This window comes from Pseudomonas sp. PME37.24/025, from assembly GCF_055556615.1.
Genome location: NZ_JBVHNK010000005.1, coordinates 210,314 through 227,673, shown reverse-complemented (window position 1 = coordinate 227,673; position 17,360 = coordinate 210,314). Strand labels below are relative to the sequence as shown.

At 60.1% G+C, this 17,360-nt stretch carries 12 protein-coding genes; 10 read left to right on the top strand and 2 right to left on the bottom strand.

The genetic code is table 11. The features are described from left to right. The first annotated feature begins 11 nt into the window (after nt 1–11). The 5 genes from ACZ3HH_RS11410 (at nt 12) to ACZ3HH_RS11390 (ending at nt 8,323) form a co-directional block, all read left to right on the top strand. The gene (locus ACZ3HH_RS11410) at nt 12–272 is read left to right on the top strand and encodes a YeaC family protein (RefSeq protein WP_465804636.1); all 261 of its coding nucleotides are present in this window, start codon (nt 12–14) and stop codon (nt 270–272) included. Then, nucleotides 269–1,099 carry a DUF2797 domain-containing protein gene (locus ACZ3HH_RS11405; RefSeq protein WP_465804634.1) on the top strand — a complete coding sequence of 277 codons (831 nt, stop codon included), beginning with the start codon at nt 269–271 and terminating at the stop codon, nt 1,097–1,099. Before ACZ3HH_RS11410 ends, ACZ3HH_RS11405 begins: the two co-directional genes overlap by 4 nt. A 10-nt stretch (nt 1,100–1,109) precedes the next feature. Further along, complete coding sequence (gene pepN / locus ACZ3HH_RS11400) at nt 1,110–3,767, top strand: aminopeptidase N (protein WP_465804633.1); 2,658 nt, start codon at nt 1,110–1,112, stop codon at nt 3,765–3,767. A 1,075-nt stretch (nt 3,768–4,842) separates the two neighbouring features. Next, nucleotides 4,843–5,910: a WD40/YVTN/BNR-like repeat-containing protein gene (locus tag ACZ3HH_RS11395; RefSeq protein WP_465804631.1), complete on the top strand. Its 1,068-nt coding sequence runs from the start codon at nt 4,843–4,845 to the stop codon at nt 5,908–5,910. A 28-nt stretch (nt 5,911–5,938) separates the two neighbouring features. Further along, a complete protein-coding gene (locus tag ACZ3HH_RS11390) occupies nt 5,939–8,323 on the top strand; it encodes an efflux RND transporter permease subunit (RefSeq protein ID WP_460146198.1) in 2,385 nt (794 codons plus the stop codon). A 175-nt stretch (nt 8,324–8,498) separates the two neighbouring features. Here the strand turns inward: ACZ3HH_RS11390 and ACZ3HH_RS11385 are convergent, their stop codons facing one another. Then, nucleotides 8,499–9,218 carry a FadR/GntR family transcriptional regulator gene (locus ACZ3HH_RS11385; RefSeq protein ID WP_032835696.1) on the bottom strand — a complete coding sequence of 240 codons (720 nt, stop codon included), beginning with the start codon at nt 9,216–9,218 and terminating at the stop codon, nt 8,499–8,501. 250 nt (nt 9,219–9,468) lie between these two features. Further along, nucleotides 9,469–11,205, bottom strand: coding sequence for an IlvD/Edd family dehydratase (locus ACZ3HH_RS11380; RefSeq protein ID WP_465804628.1), 1,737 nt, complete (start codon nt 11,203–11,205; stop codon nt 9,469–9,471). Between the two features lie 193 nt (nt 11,206–11,398). On the opposite strand from ACZ3HH_RS11380, the gene ACZ3HH_RS11375 reads away from it, so the two are divergent. From ACZ3HH_RS11375 to ACZ3HH_RS11355, 5 genes are all read left to right on the top strand, one after another. Beyond that, on the top strand, nt 11,399–12,721 hold the full coding sequence (locus tag ACZ3HH_RS11375; RefSeq protein ID WP_465804626.1) for an MFS transporter: 1,323 nt from the start codon (nt 11,399–11,401) through the stop codon (nt 12,719–12,721). Between the two features lie 156 nt (nt 12,722–12,877). After that, nucleotides 12,878–13,870, top strand: a complete 993-nt coding sequence (gene araD1 / locus ACZ3HH_RS11370) for an AraD1 family protein (protein ID WP_465804616.1) — start codon at nt 12,878–12,880, stop codon at nt 13,868–13,870. 10 nt (nt 13,871–13,880) lie between these two features. After that, nucleotides 13,881–15,461, top strand: a complete 1,581-nt coding sequence (locus ACZ3HH_RS11365; protein ID WP_465804614.1) for an aldehyde dehydrogenase (NADP(+)) — start codon at nt 13,881–13,883, stop codon at nt 15,459–15,461. A gap of 308 nt (nt 15,462–15,769) precedes the next feature. Next, entirely contained in the window at nt 15,770–16,066 is a 297-nt protein-coding gene (locus tag ACZ3HH_RS11360) for a DUF5629 family protein (protein WP_465804612.1), read from the top strand. Further along, nucleotides 16,059–17,228, top strand: a complete 1,170-nt coding sequence (locus ACZ3HH_RS11355; protein ID WP_465804827.1) for a lactonase family protein — start codon at nt 16,059–16,061, stop codon at nt 17,226–17,228. The genes ACZ3HH_RS11360 and ACZ3HH_RS11355 overlap by 8 nt, the downstream gene beginning before the upstream one ends. Nucleotides 17,229–17,360: the final 132 nt, after the last annotated feature.

Sequence of the window (17,360 nt, the reverse complement as noted above, 5' to 3'; positions counted from 1 at the left end):
CGGAGCCCTTGATGTCCTCTTTTAACGAAATGATCAAAAACATCACCCCGGATATCTACCAGAACCTGAAACTGGCGGTGGAAATCGGCAAATGGTCCGACGGCGGCAAACTCACCGCCGAGCAGCGCGAACTGTCTCTGCAAGCGATGATCGCCTGGGAAATCCAGAACCTGCCCGAGGAAGAGCGCACCGGCTACATGGGCCCGCAGGAATGCGAGTCGAAGTCGATTGAAGTGCCAAACATTCTGTTCAAATCGGATGCCATCCATTGATCGAGATTGGCCGCGGTGCAATCAGCAAAATGTCGGCACGCCTTGACGGGCCGAACGTTCAGTACGCTTTTCGTCTGGGCGACGCCGAGGTACCGGTCAATCCGTTGATCGGCACCACAGTGCGCCTGGAGTACCTGGGGGCGATCCACTGCACCCATTGCGGACGCAAGACCAAAACCAGTTTCAGCCAGGGTTACTGCTACCCGTGCATGACCAAACTGGCCCAGTGCGATATTTGCATCATGAGCCCGGAACGTTGCCACTACGACGCCGGCACCTGCCGTGAGCCTGCGTGGGGCGAAAAGTTCTGCATGACTGATCACGTGGTGTATCTGGCCAATTCGTCGGGGATCAAGGTCGGCATTACCCGCGCTACGCAGCTGCCCACCCGTTGGCTCGATCAGGGCGCCAGCCAGGCCTTGCCGATCGTGCGCGTCGCGACCCGCCAGCAATCGGGCTTCGTCGAAGACCTGTTTCGCAGCCAGGTAGCCGACAAGACCAACTGGCGTGCGTTGCTCAAGGGCGATGCGGTGTCGGTGGACCTGGCGCAGGTTCGTGATCAGCTGTTTGAAAGTTGTGCGGAAGGTTTGCAAGGTTTGCAGGAACGATTTGGCCTGCAAGCAATCCAGACCATTACCGATGTCGAACCGCTCGAGATCCGCTATCCGGTCGAGCAATACCCGGCCAAGATTGTCAGCTTCAACCTGGACAAGAACCCGATTGCCGAAGGCACGCTGCTGGGGATCAAGGGGCAGTACCTGATTTTCGACACCGGCGTGATCAATATTCGTAAATACACGGCCTACCAGCTCGCCGTGCATCAGTAAGGATTCCAGTATGCGCACCGAACAACCGAAGATGATCTACCTGAAGGACTATCAGGCACCTGAGTACCTGATCGACGAGACGCACCTGACCTTCGAGTTGTTCGAGGACCACAGCCTGGTCCATGCGCAACTGGTGATGCGCCGCAATCCTGAACGTGGCCCGGGCCTGCCGCCGCTGGTGCTGGACGGTCAGCAACTCGACCTGCTGTCGGTGACATTGGCCGACCGCGAACTAAGCGCCGCCGACTACCAATTGACCGAGAATCACCTGACCCTGCAACCGACCAGCACAAGCTTCACGGTCGACACCAGCGTCAAGATCCACCCGGAAACCAATACCGCGCTGGAAGGCCTGTATAAATCCGGCACCATGTTCTGCACCCAGTGTGAAGCCGAAGGTTTCCGCAAGATCACCTATTACCTCGACCGCCCGGACGTGATGAGCACGTTCACCACCACGGTGGTCGCCGAGCAGCACAGCTATCCGGTGCTGCTGTCCAACGGCAACCCGATTGCCTCAGGTCCCGGCGAAGACGGCCGGCACTGGGCGACCTGGGAAGACCCGTTCAAGAAACCGGCGTACCTGTTTGCGCTGGTGGCCGGTGACCTGTGGTGCGTCGAAGACACCTTCACCACCATGACCGAGCGCTCCGTGGCGCTGCGCATCTACGTCGAGCCGGAAAACATCGACAAGTGCCAGCACGCCATGAACAGTCTGAAGAAGTCGATGCGCTGGGACGAAGAGGTTTACGGTCGCGAGTACGACCTGGACATCTTCATGATCGTCGCGGTCAACGACTTCAACATGGGCGCCATGGAGAACAAGGGCCTCAACATCTTCAACTCCAGCGCCGTGCTGGCCCGCGCCGAAACCGCTACCGATGCCGCGCACCAGCGTGTGGAAGCGATCGTTGCCCACGAGTACTTCCACAACTGGTCGGGCAACCGCGTGACCTGCCGCGACTGGTTCCAGTTGTCGCTGAAGGAAGGCTTCACCGTGTTCCGCGATTCCGGCTTCTCCGCCGACATGAACTCGGCCACGGTCAAACGCATCCAGGACGTTGCTTACCTGCGTACCCACCAGTTCGCCGAAGACGCCGGCCCGATGGCCCACGCCGTGCGCCCGGACAGCTTCATCGAGATTTCCAACTTCTACACCCTGACCGTGTACGAAAAGGGTTCGGAAGTGGTCGGCATGATCCACACCTTGCTTGGCGCCGAAGGCTTCCGCAAAGGCAGCGACCTGTACTTTGAACGCCATGACGGCCAGGCCGTGACCTGCGACGACTTCATCAAGGCCATGGAAGACGCCAACGGCGTTGACCTGACTCAATTCAAACGCTGGTACAGCCAGGCCGGTACACCGCGTTTGGCGGTGAGCGAGTCCTACGACGCCGCGGCGAAAACCTACAGCCTGACCTTCCGCCAGAGCTGCCCGGAAACCCCGGACAAGGTGGAAAAACTTCCGTTCGTGATTCCGGTGGAACTGGGTCTGCTGGACAGCAAGGGCGGCGAAATTGCCCTGCGTCTTGTTGGTGAAGCCAGTGCTCAAGGCACTTCGCGGGTTATTTCGGTGACTGAAGCCGAGCAGACCTTCACCTTCATCGACATTGCTGAAAAGCCGCTGCCTTCGTTGCTGCGTGGCTTCTCGGCGCCGGTGAAACTGAGCTTCCCGTACGACCGCGATCAGCTGATGTTCCTGATGCAGCACGACAGTGATGGTTTCAACCGTTGGGATGCCGGTCAGCAATTGTCGGTGCAGGTGCTGCAAGAGTTGATCGAACAGCAACAGAAGGGTGAAGCGCTGGTACTGGATCAGCGTTTGGTTTCAGCGCTGCGTACTGTGCTGTCCGACGATACGCTTGATCAGGCGATGGTCGCCGAAATGCTCTCGTTGCCGGGCGAGGCGTATCTGACTGAGATCAGTGAAGTGGCTGACGTAGACGCCATTCACACGGCCCGCGAGTTTGCCCGTAAGCAATTGGCTGAAGGCTTGTTCGAGGCGTTGTGGCTGCGTTATCAGGCCAATCGCGATCTCTCGAAGAAAACGCCGTATGTGGCCGAGGCCGAGCATTTCGCCCGCCGCGCGCTGCAAAACATTGCGCTGTCGTACTTGATGCTCAGCGGCAAGCCGCAAGTGTTGGCGGCAACCCTTGAACAATTCGACACCAGCGACAACATGACCGAGCGTCTGACGGCGTTGGCGGTGGTGGTGAATTCGCCGTTCGAAGAGCAGAAAACCACGGCGTTGGCGAGCTTCGCCGAGCACTTCAAGGACAATCCGCTGGTCATGGATCAGTGGTTCAGCGTTCAGGCCGGCAGCACGTTGCCGGGTGGTCTTGAGCGGGTCAAAGCCTTGATGCAACACCCGGCGTTCACAATCAAGAACCCGAACAAGGTGCGGGCACTGATCGGCGCGTTTGCCGGGCAGAACCTGATTAACTTCCACGCAGCCGACGGTTCCGGGTATCGGTTCCTGGCGGATCTGGTGATCGAGTTGAACGGGTTTAACCCGCAGATCGCCTCTCGCCAACTGGCGCCGCTGACTCGCTGGCGCAAATACGACGACGCTCGTCAGGCGTTGATGAAAGGTGAGCTGGAGCGGATTCGCGCTTCGGGGCAACTATCCAGCGATGTGTTTGAAGTGGTCAGCAAAAGCCTGGCCTGAGTTTGGCCTTGCTCCTTCAGGGTTCATTTGGATCCTGTGGGAGCGGGCTTGCTCGCGAAGGCGGCCTGATAACCGACCTGTCTCTTGCAGATGTACACCGACCAAATTGTGGGGGCTGGCTTGCCTGCGACCGGGATTTTTTGATGGTGTACATATCCGTTTCTGCGGTAACGACTACTTATGGTTTCGCCCTTACGGCGAGTCCCTTTTGGCAAACGCCCCAAAAGGAACCAAAAGGTCTCGCCCCAAGCGTCCGGCCCCTCGCTAAGGCTCGGCGTTCCTTCGCTCCGGTATCCATCTGGGGGCATCGCCCTACGGTTGGCTTCGCTTCAACCTACATGCGATGGGTTCGACTGCGTCGAACGGCGCTGCGCGCCAATCCCCAGATGAACACCTCCACTCAGCCTCCCGAAGGGGCGGGTAGATCAAGATCAAAAGCCAAAGCCAAAGCCAAAGCCAGAGCAAAATCAAAAGATCGCAGCCTTCGGCAGCTCCTACGGGAAAATGCGTACGCGCGTCCATCCAGGCCGGCCGGTAGGCCGCCTCGCTTTGGCTTTTGCGGTGCATGCCCCCTCGAGAGGCCGAGAGGAGGTTCTGCGCAGTGGGCAACCCGGCATGGATGCCGGGTTAGCCGCGCACGGCCATGGATGGCCGATCGCGGCGGGCCCACGGAGCAGGACCGGAGCGAGGGCATGCCGAGCCTAGGCGAGGCACCGAACGACAGGGGCAAAAGCGCTTTGGTTACTTTGGCGCTTTTCCAAATTGACCCGCTGTAAGAGCGGAACCAATAGCCGCCGTGACCGCAGAAACGGATATGTACACCAAACCCCAAACCCCAATCACCCCAGCGAATACCTCCTCATTCACCCACAACCCATATCCCCCCCAGTTAACAAAACATAACGCGGCGTCGATTGTCAGACCTTTCCAAACCCCGATAGGATAAGCCAGCTTCCGAAGGGGCTCTGGATTGCGGGTTTCAGGACTATGCTTCCTGAATAGGTCAATCCCGAAGCACCCCTACGGCGCCCTGAAAGGTTGAACGACCTAACAATAATAATGTGGGGGAAGGTCTATGAGTGAGCCTGTCATGGGTGTGAGTATTGGCCGCCCGCCGGCGTTACGCAGGTTCGCGTTGCTGGCTACAGCGCTCTCGCTGCTGGGCTGTACCGTGCTGTCGGCGCCTGCGCTGGCCGCTGCCGCGTCGGCCGCCGACGTGGTCTACTCCGTTGAATCCGCCAAGGCCAGCAAAGGCCTGATGCTCGATGTCGTACACGCCGGCAAACGCCTGGTGGCGGTCGGCGATCGTGGGCACATTCTGTATTCCGATGACCAGGGCGCCACCTGGACCCAGGCCAAGGTGCCAACCCGGCAACTGCTGACGGCGGTGTTTTTTATCGATGACAAACACGGCTGGGCCGTTGGCCATGATGCGCAGATCCTCGCCAGCGAAGACGGCGGCATCACCTGGACCAAACAATTCGAAGACCTGAAACGCGAATCGCCGCTGCTCGACGTCTGGTTCAAGGACGTTAACAGCGGCTTTGCCGTGGGCGCATACGGTGCGTTGCTGGAAACCACCGACGGCGGTAAAAACTGGGAAGATGTCAGCGATCGCCTGGACAACGAAGACCAGTACCACCTCAACGCCATTGCCGCGGTCAAGGATTCCGGCATTTTCATCGTCGGCGAGCAGGGCAGCATGTTCCGTTCCGCCGATGAAGGGCAGACCTGGGAAAAGCTTGAAGGCCCCTACGAAGGCTCGCTGTTCGGTGTGATCGGCACCGCGCAACCGGCCACGCTGCTGGCCTATGGGTTGCGCGGCAATCTCTACCGTTCCACCGATTTCGGCAGCACGTGGGAGCAGGTCGAACTCAAGGCTGCACGCGGTGCACTGGAGTTCGGCCTTTCTGGCGCCACGTTGCTCGACGACGGTTCCATCGTGATCGTCGGTAATGGCGGCAGCGTGATTCGCAGCACCGATGACGGCGAAACCTTCAGCGTGTTCAATCGCCCGGATCGCATTTCCGTTTCGGCGGTGACTGCGGCAGGCAACGGCAATCTGATTCTGGCAGGACAGGGTGGCGTTCGCGTCACTTCGCCCACCGGCGCAGAGAATGGAAAAAACGGGTCGTCCAAATGAGCCGGGCAAATAATAAGAAGGCGGGTCTATGACATCCTTAAGCACTCCTCATCAGGACAAGGCGACGTTTCTTGAGCGCCTGATTTTCAACAACCGCCCGGCAGTCATCGTCATCTGCCTGCTGGTCAGTGTTTTCCTGTTCTGGCAGGCAACGCTGATCCGGCCGTCCACCAGTTTCGAAAAAATGATCCCGCTCGAGCATCCGTTCATTGAAAAAATGATGGAGCACCGCAACGATCTGGCGAACCTGGGCAACACGGTACGGATTTCCGTGGAGGCCACCGATGGCGACATCTTCTCCAAGGAATACATGGAGACCCTGCGTCAGATCAACGACGAGGTGTTCTACATTTCCGGCGTCGACCGTTCCGGCCTCAAGTCGCTGTGGAGCCCGAGCGTGCGCTGGACCGAGGTGACGGAGGAGGGCTTCGCCGGTGGTGAAGTGATTCCCCAGAGCTATAACGGCTCCCAGCAAAGCCTCGACCTGCTGCGTAACAACGTGCTCAAGTCCGGGCAAGTCGGGCGCCTGGTGGCCAACGACTTCAAGTCGAGCATCGTCGACATCCCGCTGCTGGAGTCCTACCCGGACCCGCAGGACCAGGGCAAGTTGCTGGCGCTGGACTACCGCCAGTTCTCTCACGAGCTCGAAGACAAGATCCGCAACAAGTTCGAAGCCCAGAACCCCAACGTGAAGATCCACATCGTCGGGTTCGCCAAGAAAGTCGGCGACCTGATCGATGGGCTGGTCATGGTGGTGATGTTCTTCGGCGTCGCCTTCGTCATTACCCTGATCCTGCTGTACTGGTTCACCAACTGCATGCGCAGTACCGTGGCGGTTTTGAGCACGACGCTGGTGGCGGTGGTCTGGCAGCTCGGCTTGATGCACTTCTTTGGCTTCGGGCTTGACCCGTACTCGATGCTGGTGCCATTTCTGATCTTCGCCATCGGGATTTCCCACGGTGTGCAGAAAATCAACGGTATCGCCTTGCAGTCCAGCGAGGCGGAGAACGCGCTGACTGCGGCACGTCGCACATTCCGTCAGCTGTTTCTGCCGGGGATGATCGCGATCCTCGCGGATGCGGTGGGCTTTATCACGCTGCTGATCATCGACATTGGCGTGATTCGTGAACTGGCCATCGGCGCGTCCATCGGCGTGGCGGTGATCGTGTTCACCAACCTGATCCTGCTGCCGGTAGCCATTTCCTACGTCGGTATCAGCAAACGCGCCGTCGAACGCAGCAAGAAAGACGCGCACCGCGAACATCCGTTCTGGCGCCTGCTGTCGAACTTTGCCAGCCCCAAAGTCGCCCCGATTTCCATTGCCCTGGCACTGATCGCTTTCGGTGGTGGCCTCTGGTACAGCCAGAACCTGAAAATCGGCGACCTCGACCAGGGCGCGCCGGAGCTGCGTCCGGACTCGCGCTACAACAAGGACAACAGCTTCATCATCAATAACTACTCCACCAGTTCCGACGTATTGGTGGTGATGGTCAAGACCAAGTCCGAAGGTTGCTCGCGTTATGAGGCCATGGCGCCGATCGACGAGCTGATGTGGAAAATGCAGAACACCGAGGGCGTGCAGTCGGCGATCTCGCTGGTGACCGTGTCCAAGCAGATGATCAAGGGCATGAACGAGGGCAACCTGAAATGGGAAACCCTGTCGCGCAACCCGGACGTGCTGAACAACTCCATCGCCCGTGCCGATGGCCTGTACAACAACAATTGCTCCTTGGCCCCGGTGCTGGTGTTCCTCAACGACCACAAGGCCGAAACCCTGGACCGCGCCGTGCATGCGGTGCAGGACTTCGCCAAAGACAACAACAAGGAAGGTCTGGAATTCATCCTTGCCGCCGGTAATGCCGGGATCGAAGCGGCCACCAACGAGGTGATCAAGCGCTCCGAACTGACCATTCTGGTTCTGGTGTACATCTGCGTCGCGACCATGTGCATGATCACCTTCCGTTCCTGGGCGGCGACCTTGTGCATCGTGTTGCCGCTGGTGCTGACTTCGGTACTCGGCAACGCGTTGATGGCGTTCATGGGCATCGGCGTAAAAGTGGCGACCTTGCCGGTGGTGGCGCTCGGGGTGGGGATTGGCGTGGACTACGGGATCTACATCTACAGCCGTCTGGAAAGCTTCCTGCGTGCCGGTCTGCCACTGCAAGAGGCGTACTACCAGACGCTGAAGTCCACCGGTAAAGCCGTGCTGTTCACCGGTCTGTGCCTGGCGATCGGCGTGTGCACCTGGATCTTCTCGGCGATCAAGTTCCAGGCCGACATGGGCCTGATGTTGACCTTCATGCTGCTCTGGAACATGTTCGGCGCATTGTGGCTGCTGCCAGCGCTGGCACGGTTCCTGATCAAACCGGAGAAATTGGCAGGGCAGAAGGGCAACTCGCTGTTCGCTCACTGACCGGTCGCTGAAACAACAAAGCCGCAACCAAGGTTGCGGCTTTTTTTCATCTCAAACTTCACATCAGTCCCTGTGGGAGCGGGCTTGCCCGCGATGGCGGCGGATCATTCAGCATCTATATCGTCTGACACTCCGCAATCGCGGGCAAGCCCGCTCCCACAGGGTTCAGTGGTGGTTATGAGGGATCGGTTCCCAGCACCACATTCAACGCACTACGCGCATCATCCAGCTGCACCAGCGTCGCATGCCGCGCGCCCAGCGCATCACGATTCTCGATAGCGGTCAGGATCGCCTTGTGCCGTGGCATCGCCAATTCATGCAGATTCGGCCGTTGGTTGGAATGCTTCAAGGCTTCGGCAATCGCCACCGACAGCATGTTGCACAGGTTCGCCAGCAAGTCGTTATGCGTCGCGTCGGCGATCCGGCTATGGAAATCCAGGTCCGGCTGCAACAACGCTTCCGGGGTCGGCGCCGCTTCCATGCGCTGGTAGGCTTCACCGATGGAGGCGATGTCTTCATCCGTGGCGAACTGCGCGGCCAATGCGGCGGCGGCCGGCTCGATGATGCTGCGCACGCTGGTCAGCAGATCAAAGAATTCATTTTGCGGACTGCTTTGCATCAGCCAGTGCAGCACGTCCGGGTCGAGCATGTGCCATTCCTTGCGCTGCTTGACCACCGTGCCGACCCGCGGGCGGGAATACACCAGGCCCTTGGCGACCAATACGCGGGTGGCTTCGCGCAGCACCGGCCGGCTGACCGCGTATTCCTCGCACAGCAGGGCTTCGGCGGGCAGTTTGTCGTCCGGTTTGAAACGTCCCGAGACGATCTGCATGCCCAGTTCCTGGACGATGCGCGAATGCATGCTTTTGCGGTCGGAGGGTTTGCGGTAATCCATGGGGAACGGCGCGATCCTGTGCGATGGGGTGCCGCGCATGATAGCAGGCGCGCGGGTATTCATCAGATATGGAGCTTGTGAATACCTTGTGGCGAGGGAGCTTGCTCCCGCTCGGCTGCGAAGCAGTCGCAAATCGGTCGGCGCGGTCTACCTGACAAATCGCGACTGCCTGTATTGGGGCCGCTTCGCAGCCCAACGGGAGCAAGCTCCCTCGCCACAGGTTCTGCTGTGATTGCAGAATCCAGAGGGTCTAGTGAGAGTGACGCGGTACCTCGGATCCTCGGCACCCGACCAGGAAGTCGAAGTCGCAACCCTGATCCGCCTGCAGCACGTGGTCGATGTACAGCTGACGATAACCGCCCACGATCAATTGCTGTGGCGGCTGCAGATCCGCCATGCGCGCCGCCAGCTCCGCATCCGGAATGTCCAGGTGCAAACGCCCGTTGGCGCAATCAAGCTCGATCCAGTCACCTTCCTTCACAGTCGCCAAAGGCCCGCCAGCAGCAGCTTCGGGTGCCACATGCAAAACCACTGTGCCGTACGCGGTGCCGCTCATGCGTGCGTCGGAAATCCGCACCATGTCGGTCACGCCCTGGGCCAGCAGCTTGGCCGGTAATCCCATGTTGCCGACTTCGGCCATGCCCGGATAACCCTTGGGCCCGCAGTTTTTCATCACCAGAATCGAATGGGCATCCACGTCCAGTTCCGGATCGTTGATCCGCGCCTTGTACATGTCGAAATTCTCGAACACCACCGCACGCCCGCGATGTTGCATCAATTCGGCACTCGCGGCGGAGGGCTTGAGCACCGCACCGAGTGGCGCCAGGTTGCCGCGCAACACGCAGATGCCGCCGTCGGCACGGATCGGGTTGTCGAGGGTGCGGATCACTTCGTCCTGGCCGTAAATCGGCGCGTCCTTGGTGTTTTCGCCGATGGTTTTGCCGTTGACGGTGAGGGCATTCGGGTTCGGAATCAGGTTGGCTTCGCCGAGGCGACGCAGTACCGCGGGCAAGCCGCCAGCGTAGTAGAACTCTTCCATCAGGAAGCGCCCGGAGGGTTGCAGGTCGACGATGGTTGGCATGCCGCGACCGATGCGGGTCCAGTCATCCAGGTCCAGATCGACACCGATGCGCCCGGCGATGGCTTTCAAGTGGATCACCGCGTTGGTCGAACCGCCGATGGCGGCGTTCACCCGGATGGCGTTTTCGAAGGCTTCCTTGGTGAGGATTTTCGACAGTTTCAAATCTTCGCGCACCATCTCCACCGCGCGCATGCCCGACATGTGCGCCAACACATAACGGCGCGCATCGACTGCTGGAATCGCCGCGTTGTGGGGCAGGGAAGTGCCGAGTGCTTCGGCCATACAGGCCATGGTCGAGGCCGTGCCCATGGTGTTGCAGGTGCCGGCCGAGCGTGACATGCCGCCCTCGGCCGCGAGGAAATCGTCGATGGTGATGGTGCCCGCCTTGACCTGTTCGCTGAGCTGCCAGACCACCGTGCCCGAGCCGATGTCCTGGCCCTTGTGCTTGCCGTTGAGCATCGGCCCACCGGTGACGACGATTGCTGGCACGTCGCAACTGGCTGCACCCATCAGCAGCGCCGGGGTGGTTTTGTCGCAACCGGTGAGCAGCACCACGCCATCGATCGGGTTACCGCGTATGGCTTCCTCGACGTCCATGCTCGCCAGGTTGCGGGTGAGCATGGCGGTGGGGCGCAGGTTCGATTCGCCATTGGAGAACACCGGGAATTCCACGGGAAAGCCCCCAGCCTCGATCACCCCACGTTTGACGTGCTCCGCAATCTGACGGAAATGCGCGTTGCACGGGGTCAGTTCCGACCAGGTGTTGCAGATGCCGATGATCGGCTTGCCGTGGAACTGGTGGTCGGCGATGCCCTGATTCTTCATCCAGCTGCGGTACATGAAGCCGTTCTTGTCGGCAGTGCCAAACCATTGGGCGGAGCGCAGGGTGGGTTTCTTATCAGACATGATCGGTTCTCTTATTGTATGACTATATTGTTCGAGCTACGGCGTAACATAGGCGCAATTTCGGCTGTTTGGAAGTGTTGTTGGTTAAATAGTATTACTATATAGTCGTTTTCAACGGAGGGATGGCCCTGGCGGTTTTCTGCGAGAGGCGTCCCCCGAGGTTCTATAACAACAACAATCGGAGACCGAACTCATGAGCCAGGAACTGCGGCTTATTCGTCGCATCACGCTGAAACTGATTCCCTTCCTGATCCTGTTGTACCTGATCGCCTATGTGGATCGCTCCGCAGTCGGTTTCGCCAAGCTGCACATGGGCGCCGACATCGGCCTGGGTGACGCGGCTTATGGCCTGGGTGCCGGGCTGTTCTTCATTGGCTACTTCCTGCTGGAAATCCCCAGCAACCTGATGCTCGACCGCTTCGGCGCCCGGCGCTGGTTCGCGCGGATCATGGTCACCTGGGGCGCCATCACCATCGGCATGGCATTCGTCCAGGGACCGAACAGCTTCTATGTGATGCGCTTTCTGCTCGGTGCGGCCGAAGCCGGTTTCTTCCCGGGCGTTCTGTACTACATCACCCAATGGTTCCCGATTCGCCATCGCGGCAAGATCCTCGGGTTGTTCATCCTTTCCCAACCCATCGCGATGATGATCACCGGCCCGGTGTCCGGCGGCTTGCTGGGCATGGACGGGATTCTTGGGCTGCACGGTTGGCAGTGGCTGTTTATCGTCATCGGTACACCCGCGATCCTGCTGACCTGGCCGGTGCTGCGTTACTTGCCGGACGGCCCGCAACAGGTGAAATGGATGGACCAGTCTGAGAAAGACTGGCTGACCGGCGAGCTGAAAAAGGACCTGGAAGAGTACGGCCAGACCCGCCACGGCAATCCGCTGCATGCGCTGAAGGACAAACGTGTGTTGCTGCTGGCGCTGTTCTATCTGCCGGTGACCTTGAGCATCTACGGTCTCGGTTTGTGGCTGCCAACGTTGATCAAACAGTTCGGTGGCACTGATCTGGTGACCGGGTTCGTGTCATCCGTGCCGTACATCTTCGGGATCATCGGTTTGCTGATCGTGCCGCGCAGTTCCGATCGCTTGAATGATCGCTACGGTCATCTGGCGGTGCTGTATGTGTTGGGCGCCATCGGTCTGTTCCTCAGCGCCTGGCTGACGGTGCCGGTGCTGCAATTGGCGGCGCTGTGCCTGGTGGCGTTCGCGCTGTTTTCCTGCACCGCGGTGTTCTGGACCTTGCCGGGCCGCTTCTTCGCCGGCGCCAGTGCGGCGGCGGGGATCGCGTTGATCAACTCGGTGGGTAACCTCGGTGGCTACATCGGTCCGTTCGTGATCGGTGCGCTGAAGGAATACACCGGCAACCTGGCGTCGGGGTTGTACTTCCTGTCTTGCGTGATGGTGTTCGGCCTGGTGCTGACGGGTGTGGTTTATCGGCTGCTGGAGCGTAAACACGTACTGCCGGCCGATGAATTTGCAGCCAGTGCGCGTGGGGCTACCCGCACCTGAATCTGAGGATTAACACCCATCAACTGTGGGAGCGAGCCTGCTCGCGATGACGGCCTGATATTCAACATTGATGTCGGACTGAATGGCCTCATCGCGAGCAGGCTCGCTCCCACATTGGTTTTGTGGCGTTTTCGAGTTTGTTTAAAGGAGAAAATCATGCGTTTAGTTCAGTTCGAATTGAGTAACGGCGAACGCCGCGTCGGCGTGGTCGAGAACGGCCTGGTGCGCGAAGTGCAGGCTGCGCGCACGGTGCGGGATCTGGCGCTGGCGGCGATCGAGGCGGGCGTCAATCTTGAGCAACAGGTTCAAACCCTGGGGCTGGGCATCAGTCACGACTATTCGGCACTGCTGGCCAATCTGCAAATCCTGCCGCCGCTGGATCACCCGGACCCGGCGCACATGCTGGTCAGCGGCACCGGCCTGACCCATCTGGGCAGCGCGTCGGCCCGGGACAAAATGCATCAGCAGGGCGGCGACGAAACCGCGATGACCGACACCATGCGCATCTTCAAGTGGGGGGTGGAGGGCGGTAAACCCGCAGCCGGCCGGGCCGGCGTGCAACCTGAGTGGTTCTACAAGGGCGACGGCAGCATCGTTGTGCGACCGGGCCAACCGTTCCCGCTGCCGCCGTTTGCCGAAGATGCCGGGGAGGAACCTGAACTCAGCGGTCTCTATGTGATCGGCCACGACGGCAAGCCGTATCGCCTCGGTTTTGCCGTGGGCAACGAGTTCTCCGACCATGTGATGGAGCGCAAGAATTACCTTTACCTGGCCCATTCGAAATTGCGCAGTTGCAGTTATGGCCCCGAGCTTCGGGTCGGCGGGTTGCCCCAGCATCTGGCCGGCACCAGCCGCATCCTGCGCGATGGTGAAGTGTTGTGGCAGAACGAGTTCCTCAGTGGCGAAGCAAACATGTGCCACAGCCTGGAAAACCTCGAGTACCACCATTTCAAATACAGCCAGTTCCTGCGCCCCGGCGACGTGCACATTCACTTCTTCGGCACCGCGACCCTGTCTTTCGCTGACGGCATCCGCACCCAACCGGGTGACGTGTTCGAGATCAGTCAGGCCGAGTTCGGCGCGCCCTTGATCAACGGCATTGAGCCCGTTGAAGCGGCGTTCGAACCTGGCACCGTCGGCACACTTTAAGGAGACACCCATGACCCGGATTCTTGGTCACAACTACATTGGCGGTCAGCGCAGCGCTACCGGCGCCGTCAAACTCCGGAGCGTCGACGCCAGTACTGGCGAGGCTTTGCCTCACGATTTCTATCAGGCCACCCTTGACGAAGTCGACGCCGCCGCGAAGGCTGCCGCCGCTGCTTACCCGGCCTATCGCAGCCTGAGCGCTGAGCGACGTGCGCAATTTCTCGATGCGATTGCCGATGAACTGGACGCGTTGGGCGATAACTTTGTCGCCGTGGTCTGCCGCGAAACCGCGTTGCCGGCGGGCCGTATTCAAGGTGAGCGTGGGCGCACCAGCGGCCAGATGCGTCTGTTCGCCAAGGTGCTGCGGCGCGGTGATTTCTATGGAGCGCGGATTGATCGCGCGCTGCCTGAACGTACGCCATTGCCGCGTCCGGATCTGCGTCAGTACCGCATCGGTCTCGGGCCGGTCGCCGTGTTTGGCGCGAGTAACTTTCCGCTGGCGTTTTCCACGGCGGGCGGTGATACCGCTTCGGCATTGGCCGCCGGTTGCCCGGTGGTGTTCAAGGCCCACAGTGGCCACATGGCAACCGCCGAGTGGGTGGCCGACGCCGTGATCCGCGCCGCCGAGAAAACCGCCATGCCGGCCGGTGTGTTCAACATGATCTTCGGCGGCGGGGTGGGTGAAGCGCTGGTCAAGCACCCGGCGATTCAGGCGGTCGGTTTTACCGGCTCACTGAAGGGTGGCCGTGCGCTGTGCGACATGGCCGCGGCACGGGCGCAGCCGATTCCGGTGTTTGCCGAGATGTCGAGCATCAACCCGGTGATCGTGTTGCCTCAAGCGTTGCAAACGCGTGCTGAAAGCGTCGCCCGTGACCTCACGGCTTCGGTGGTGCAGGGTTGTGGGCAGTTCTGTACCAATCCGGGGTTGGTGATCGGCATTCGCTCGCCGCAGTTCAGTGCGTTCGTGCAACAGGTGGCGGGGCTGATCGGCGATCAACCGGCGCAAACCATGCTCAATGCCGGTACGTTGGGCAGCTATGGCAAAGGCCTGCAGAAGCTCCTCGTACATCCGAAAATCGAGCATTTGGCCGGCAACCCGCAACAAGGCAATCAGGCGCAACCGCAACTGTTCAAGGCCGATGTCAGCCTGTTGCTCGATGGCGATGAAGTGCTGCAAGAGGAAGTGTTCGGCCCGACCACGGTGTTCGTCGAAGTGGCGGATCAGGCGCAACTCAGTGCCGCGTTGAGCGGTTTGCATGGGCAACTGACGGCAACGATCATCGGTGAGTCGGCAGACTTCGAACAGTTCGGCGAGCTGACTCCATTGCTGGAGCAGAAGGTCGGTCGGATCCTGCTCAACGGCTATCCGACCGGCGTGGAAGTCTGCGACGCGATGGTTCATGGCGGTCCGTATCCGGCGACTTCCGATGCGCGCGGCACCTCGGTGGGCACCCTGGCCATCGACCGTTTCCTGCGCCCGGTGTGCTTCCAGAACTACCCCGACAGCCTGCTGCCGGAAGCACTGAAGAATGGCAATCCGCTGCGCATTCAGCGCCTGGTCGATGGCAAGCCATCGCGTGATGCCCTCTAACGGCTGATCACAACCCCTGTGGGAGCGGGCTTGCCCGCGATAGCGATCTGACAATCACCAAAATGTTGGATGTACTGCCGCCATCGCGGGCAAGCCCGCTCCCACATGTATTCCGTCGTTCGCGAATATTGTGACCGAGACTGGCTCATTGTGGGAGCGAGCCTGCTCGCGATAGCGGTCTGGCAGTCACCTTGATGTTGGATGTGCTGCCATCATCGCGAGCAGGCTCGCTCCCACAGGGGTCGAGTGGAACGATCCTTTAGTGCATGAGCTATCATTGCCTTTTTCCCATTCAAAGATTGACTGCCATGACTGCCGCAAACGACACCTTGCTCAACACCCTCGAACACTGCGACATGCTGGAAATCGACGGGTTGCATGCCTTCGAATTCTCCCTTGATGAAGACGACAACCTGCACATCGAATGCATGGACGGCCGAGCAGCCAAGCACTGGGAGTTCACCCCGGCGCAGATCGCGGCGGCAACGTTTGATCCCGACTTGAAGAGCTGGATCATTACCGGCGATTCCGGCGAGCACCGATTGGTGCCCATGGAAGCATTCGGCGGTGGTGACGATGAGGACGAAACGAATGAGGATGCGTAACTTCTGGCCACTGTTGATGGCCGGCAGCGTCGCCACACTGGGTGTGCAAGCGGCCCCGGCGGACAGTTACGAGTTGCTGGTGGGTTCCTACACCGCCGGCCAGAGCCAGGGGATTTATCGTCTGAACTTCGACAGCCGCACCGGGCAGATCGACGCCAAACCCCTGCAAGTGGTGAAGAGCGCCAACCCGTCCTGGCTCGCCGTGTCCAAGGATCAACAGCGCCTGTTCGCGGTCAACGAAAACGGCCCGGGGCAGGCCGATCCGGTGGGTCGCGTCAGCAGCTATGCGATCGATCCCAAGACCCATGAGTTGAGCCTGATCAGTCAGGTGCAAACCCTGGGCAACGAGCCGACGCACTCGAGCGTCAGCGGCGACGCCAGTCATGTGTTTGTCAGCAACTACTCAGTGGCTGAAGATCCGGGCGGCACCTTGGCGGTGTTACCGGTGGGCACCGATGGCAAGCTAAAACCCGTCGTGCAGATGAGCAGTCATCCGTCCAGCCGGGTCAACCCTGAGCGGCAGAAGTCAGCGCATGTGCATTCGGTGGTTTCATCGCCGGATGGCCAATACGTGTTTTCCAACGACTTGGGAGCCGACAAGATCTTCGTCTATCGCTTCGATCCCAAGGCCAACCCGGAACTGCCGTTGACCGCCGCCAAACCCGCGTCCGTCCAGTTGCCACCCGGCAGCGGGCCGCGACACTTGCTGTTCAGTGCCGATGGCAAGCACGCCTGGCTGACCATGGAAATGAGCGCGCAGGTCGCGGTGTTCGATTACCGGGACGGCAAGCTTGAGCAAACGCAGATGGTCGATCTGGCGGCGGGTCTGCCGACATCGGGCAAGGCTGCGGCTGCGCTTCACGCCTCGGCTGACGGCAAGTTCCTTTACGTCAGCAACCGTGGCACCACCAATCAGTTGCTGGTGTTCGCCATCGACCCGGCGACCGGGCACCTCAAGGAGCTTCAGCGCCGCTCCGTGGACGGTGATCACCCGCGCGAGTTCAGCCTCGATCCGGGTGGCAAGTTCGTGCTGATTGCCAACCAGAAGAGCAACCAGATTGTCGTCGTCGAGCGCGATGCCAAGACCGGTTTGTTGGGTAACACCGTGCAGAAACTGCCGATGGATGCCCCGAGCGATCTCAAGTTCCTGGTGCGTCAATAGACCGCAGGCCCCGGTTGATGGGGCCTGCAACCTTCTATTAATGAGACTGATATCGGCTAATGCTACAAAGCATTTCAAGGCGTCGACCCTCGGGAGTTAAGTTTGCTTCACGGCCCCTCCGGGCAAGCAAGC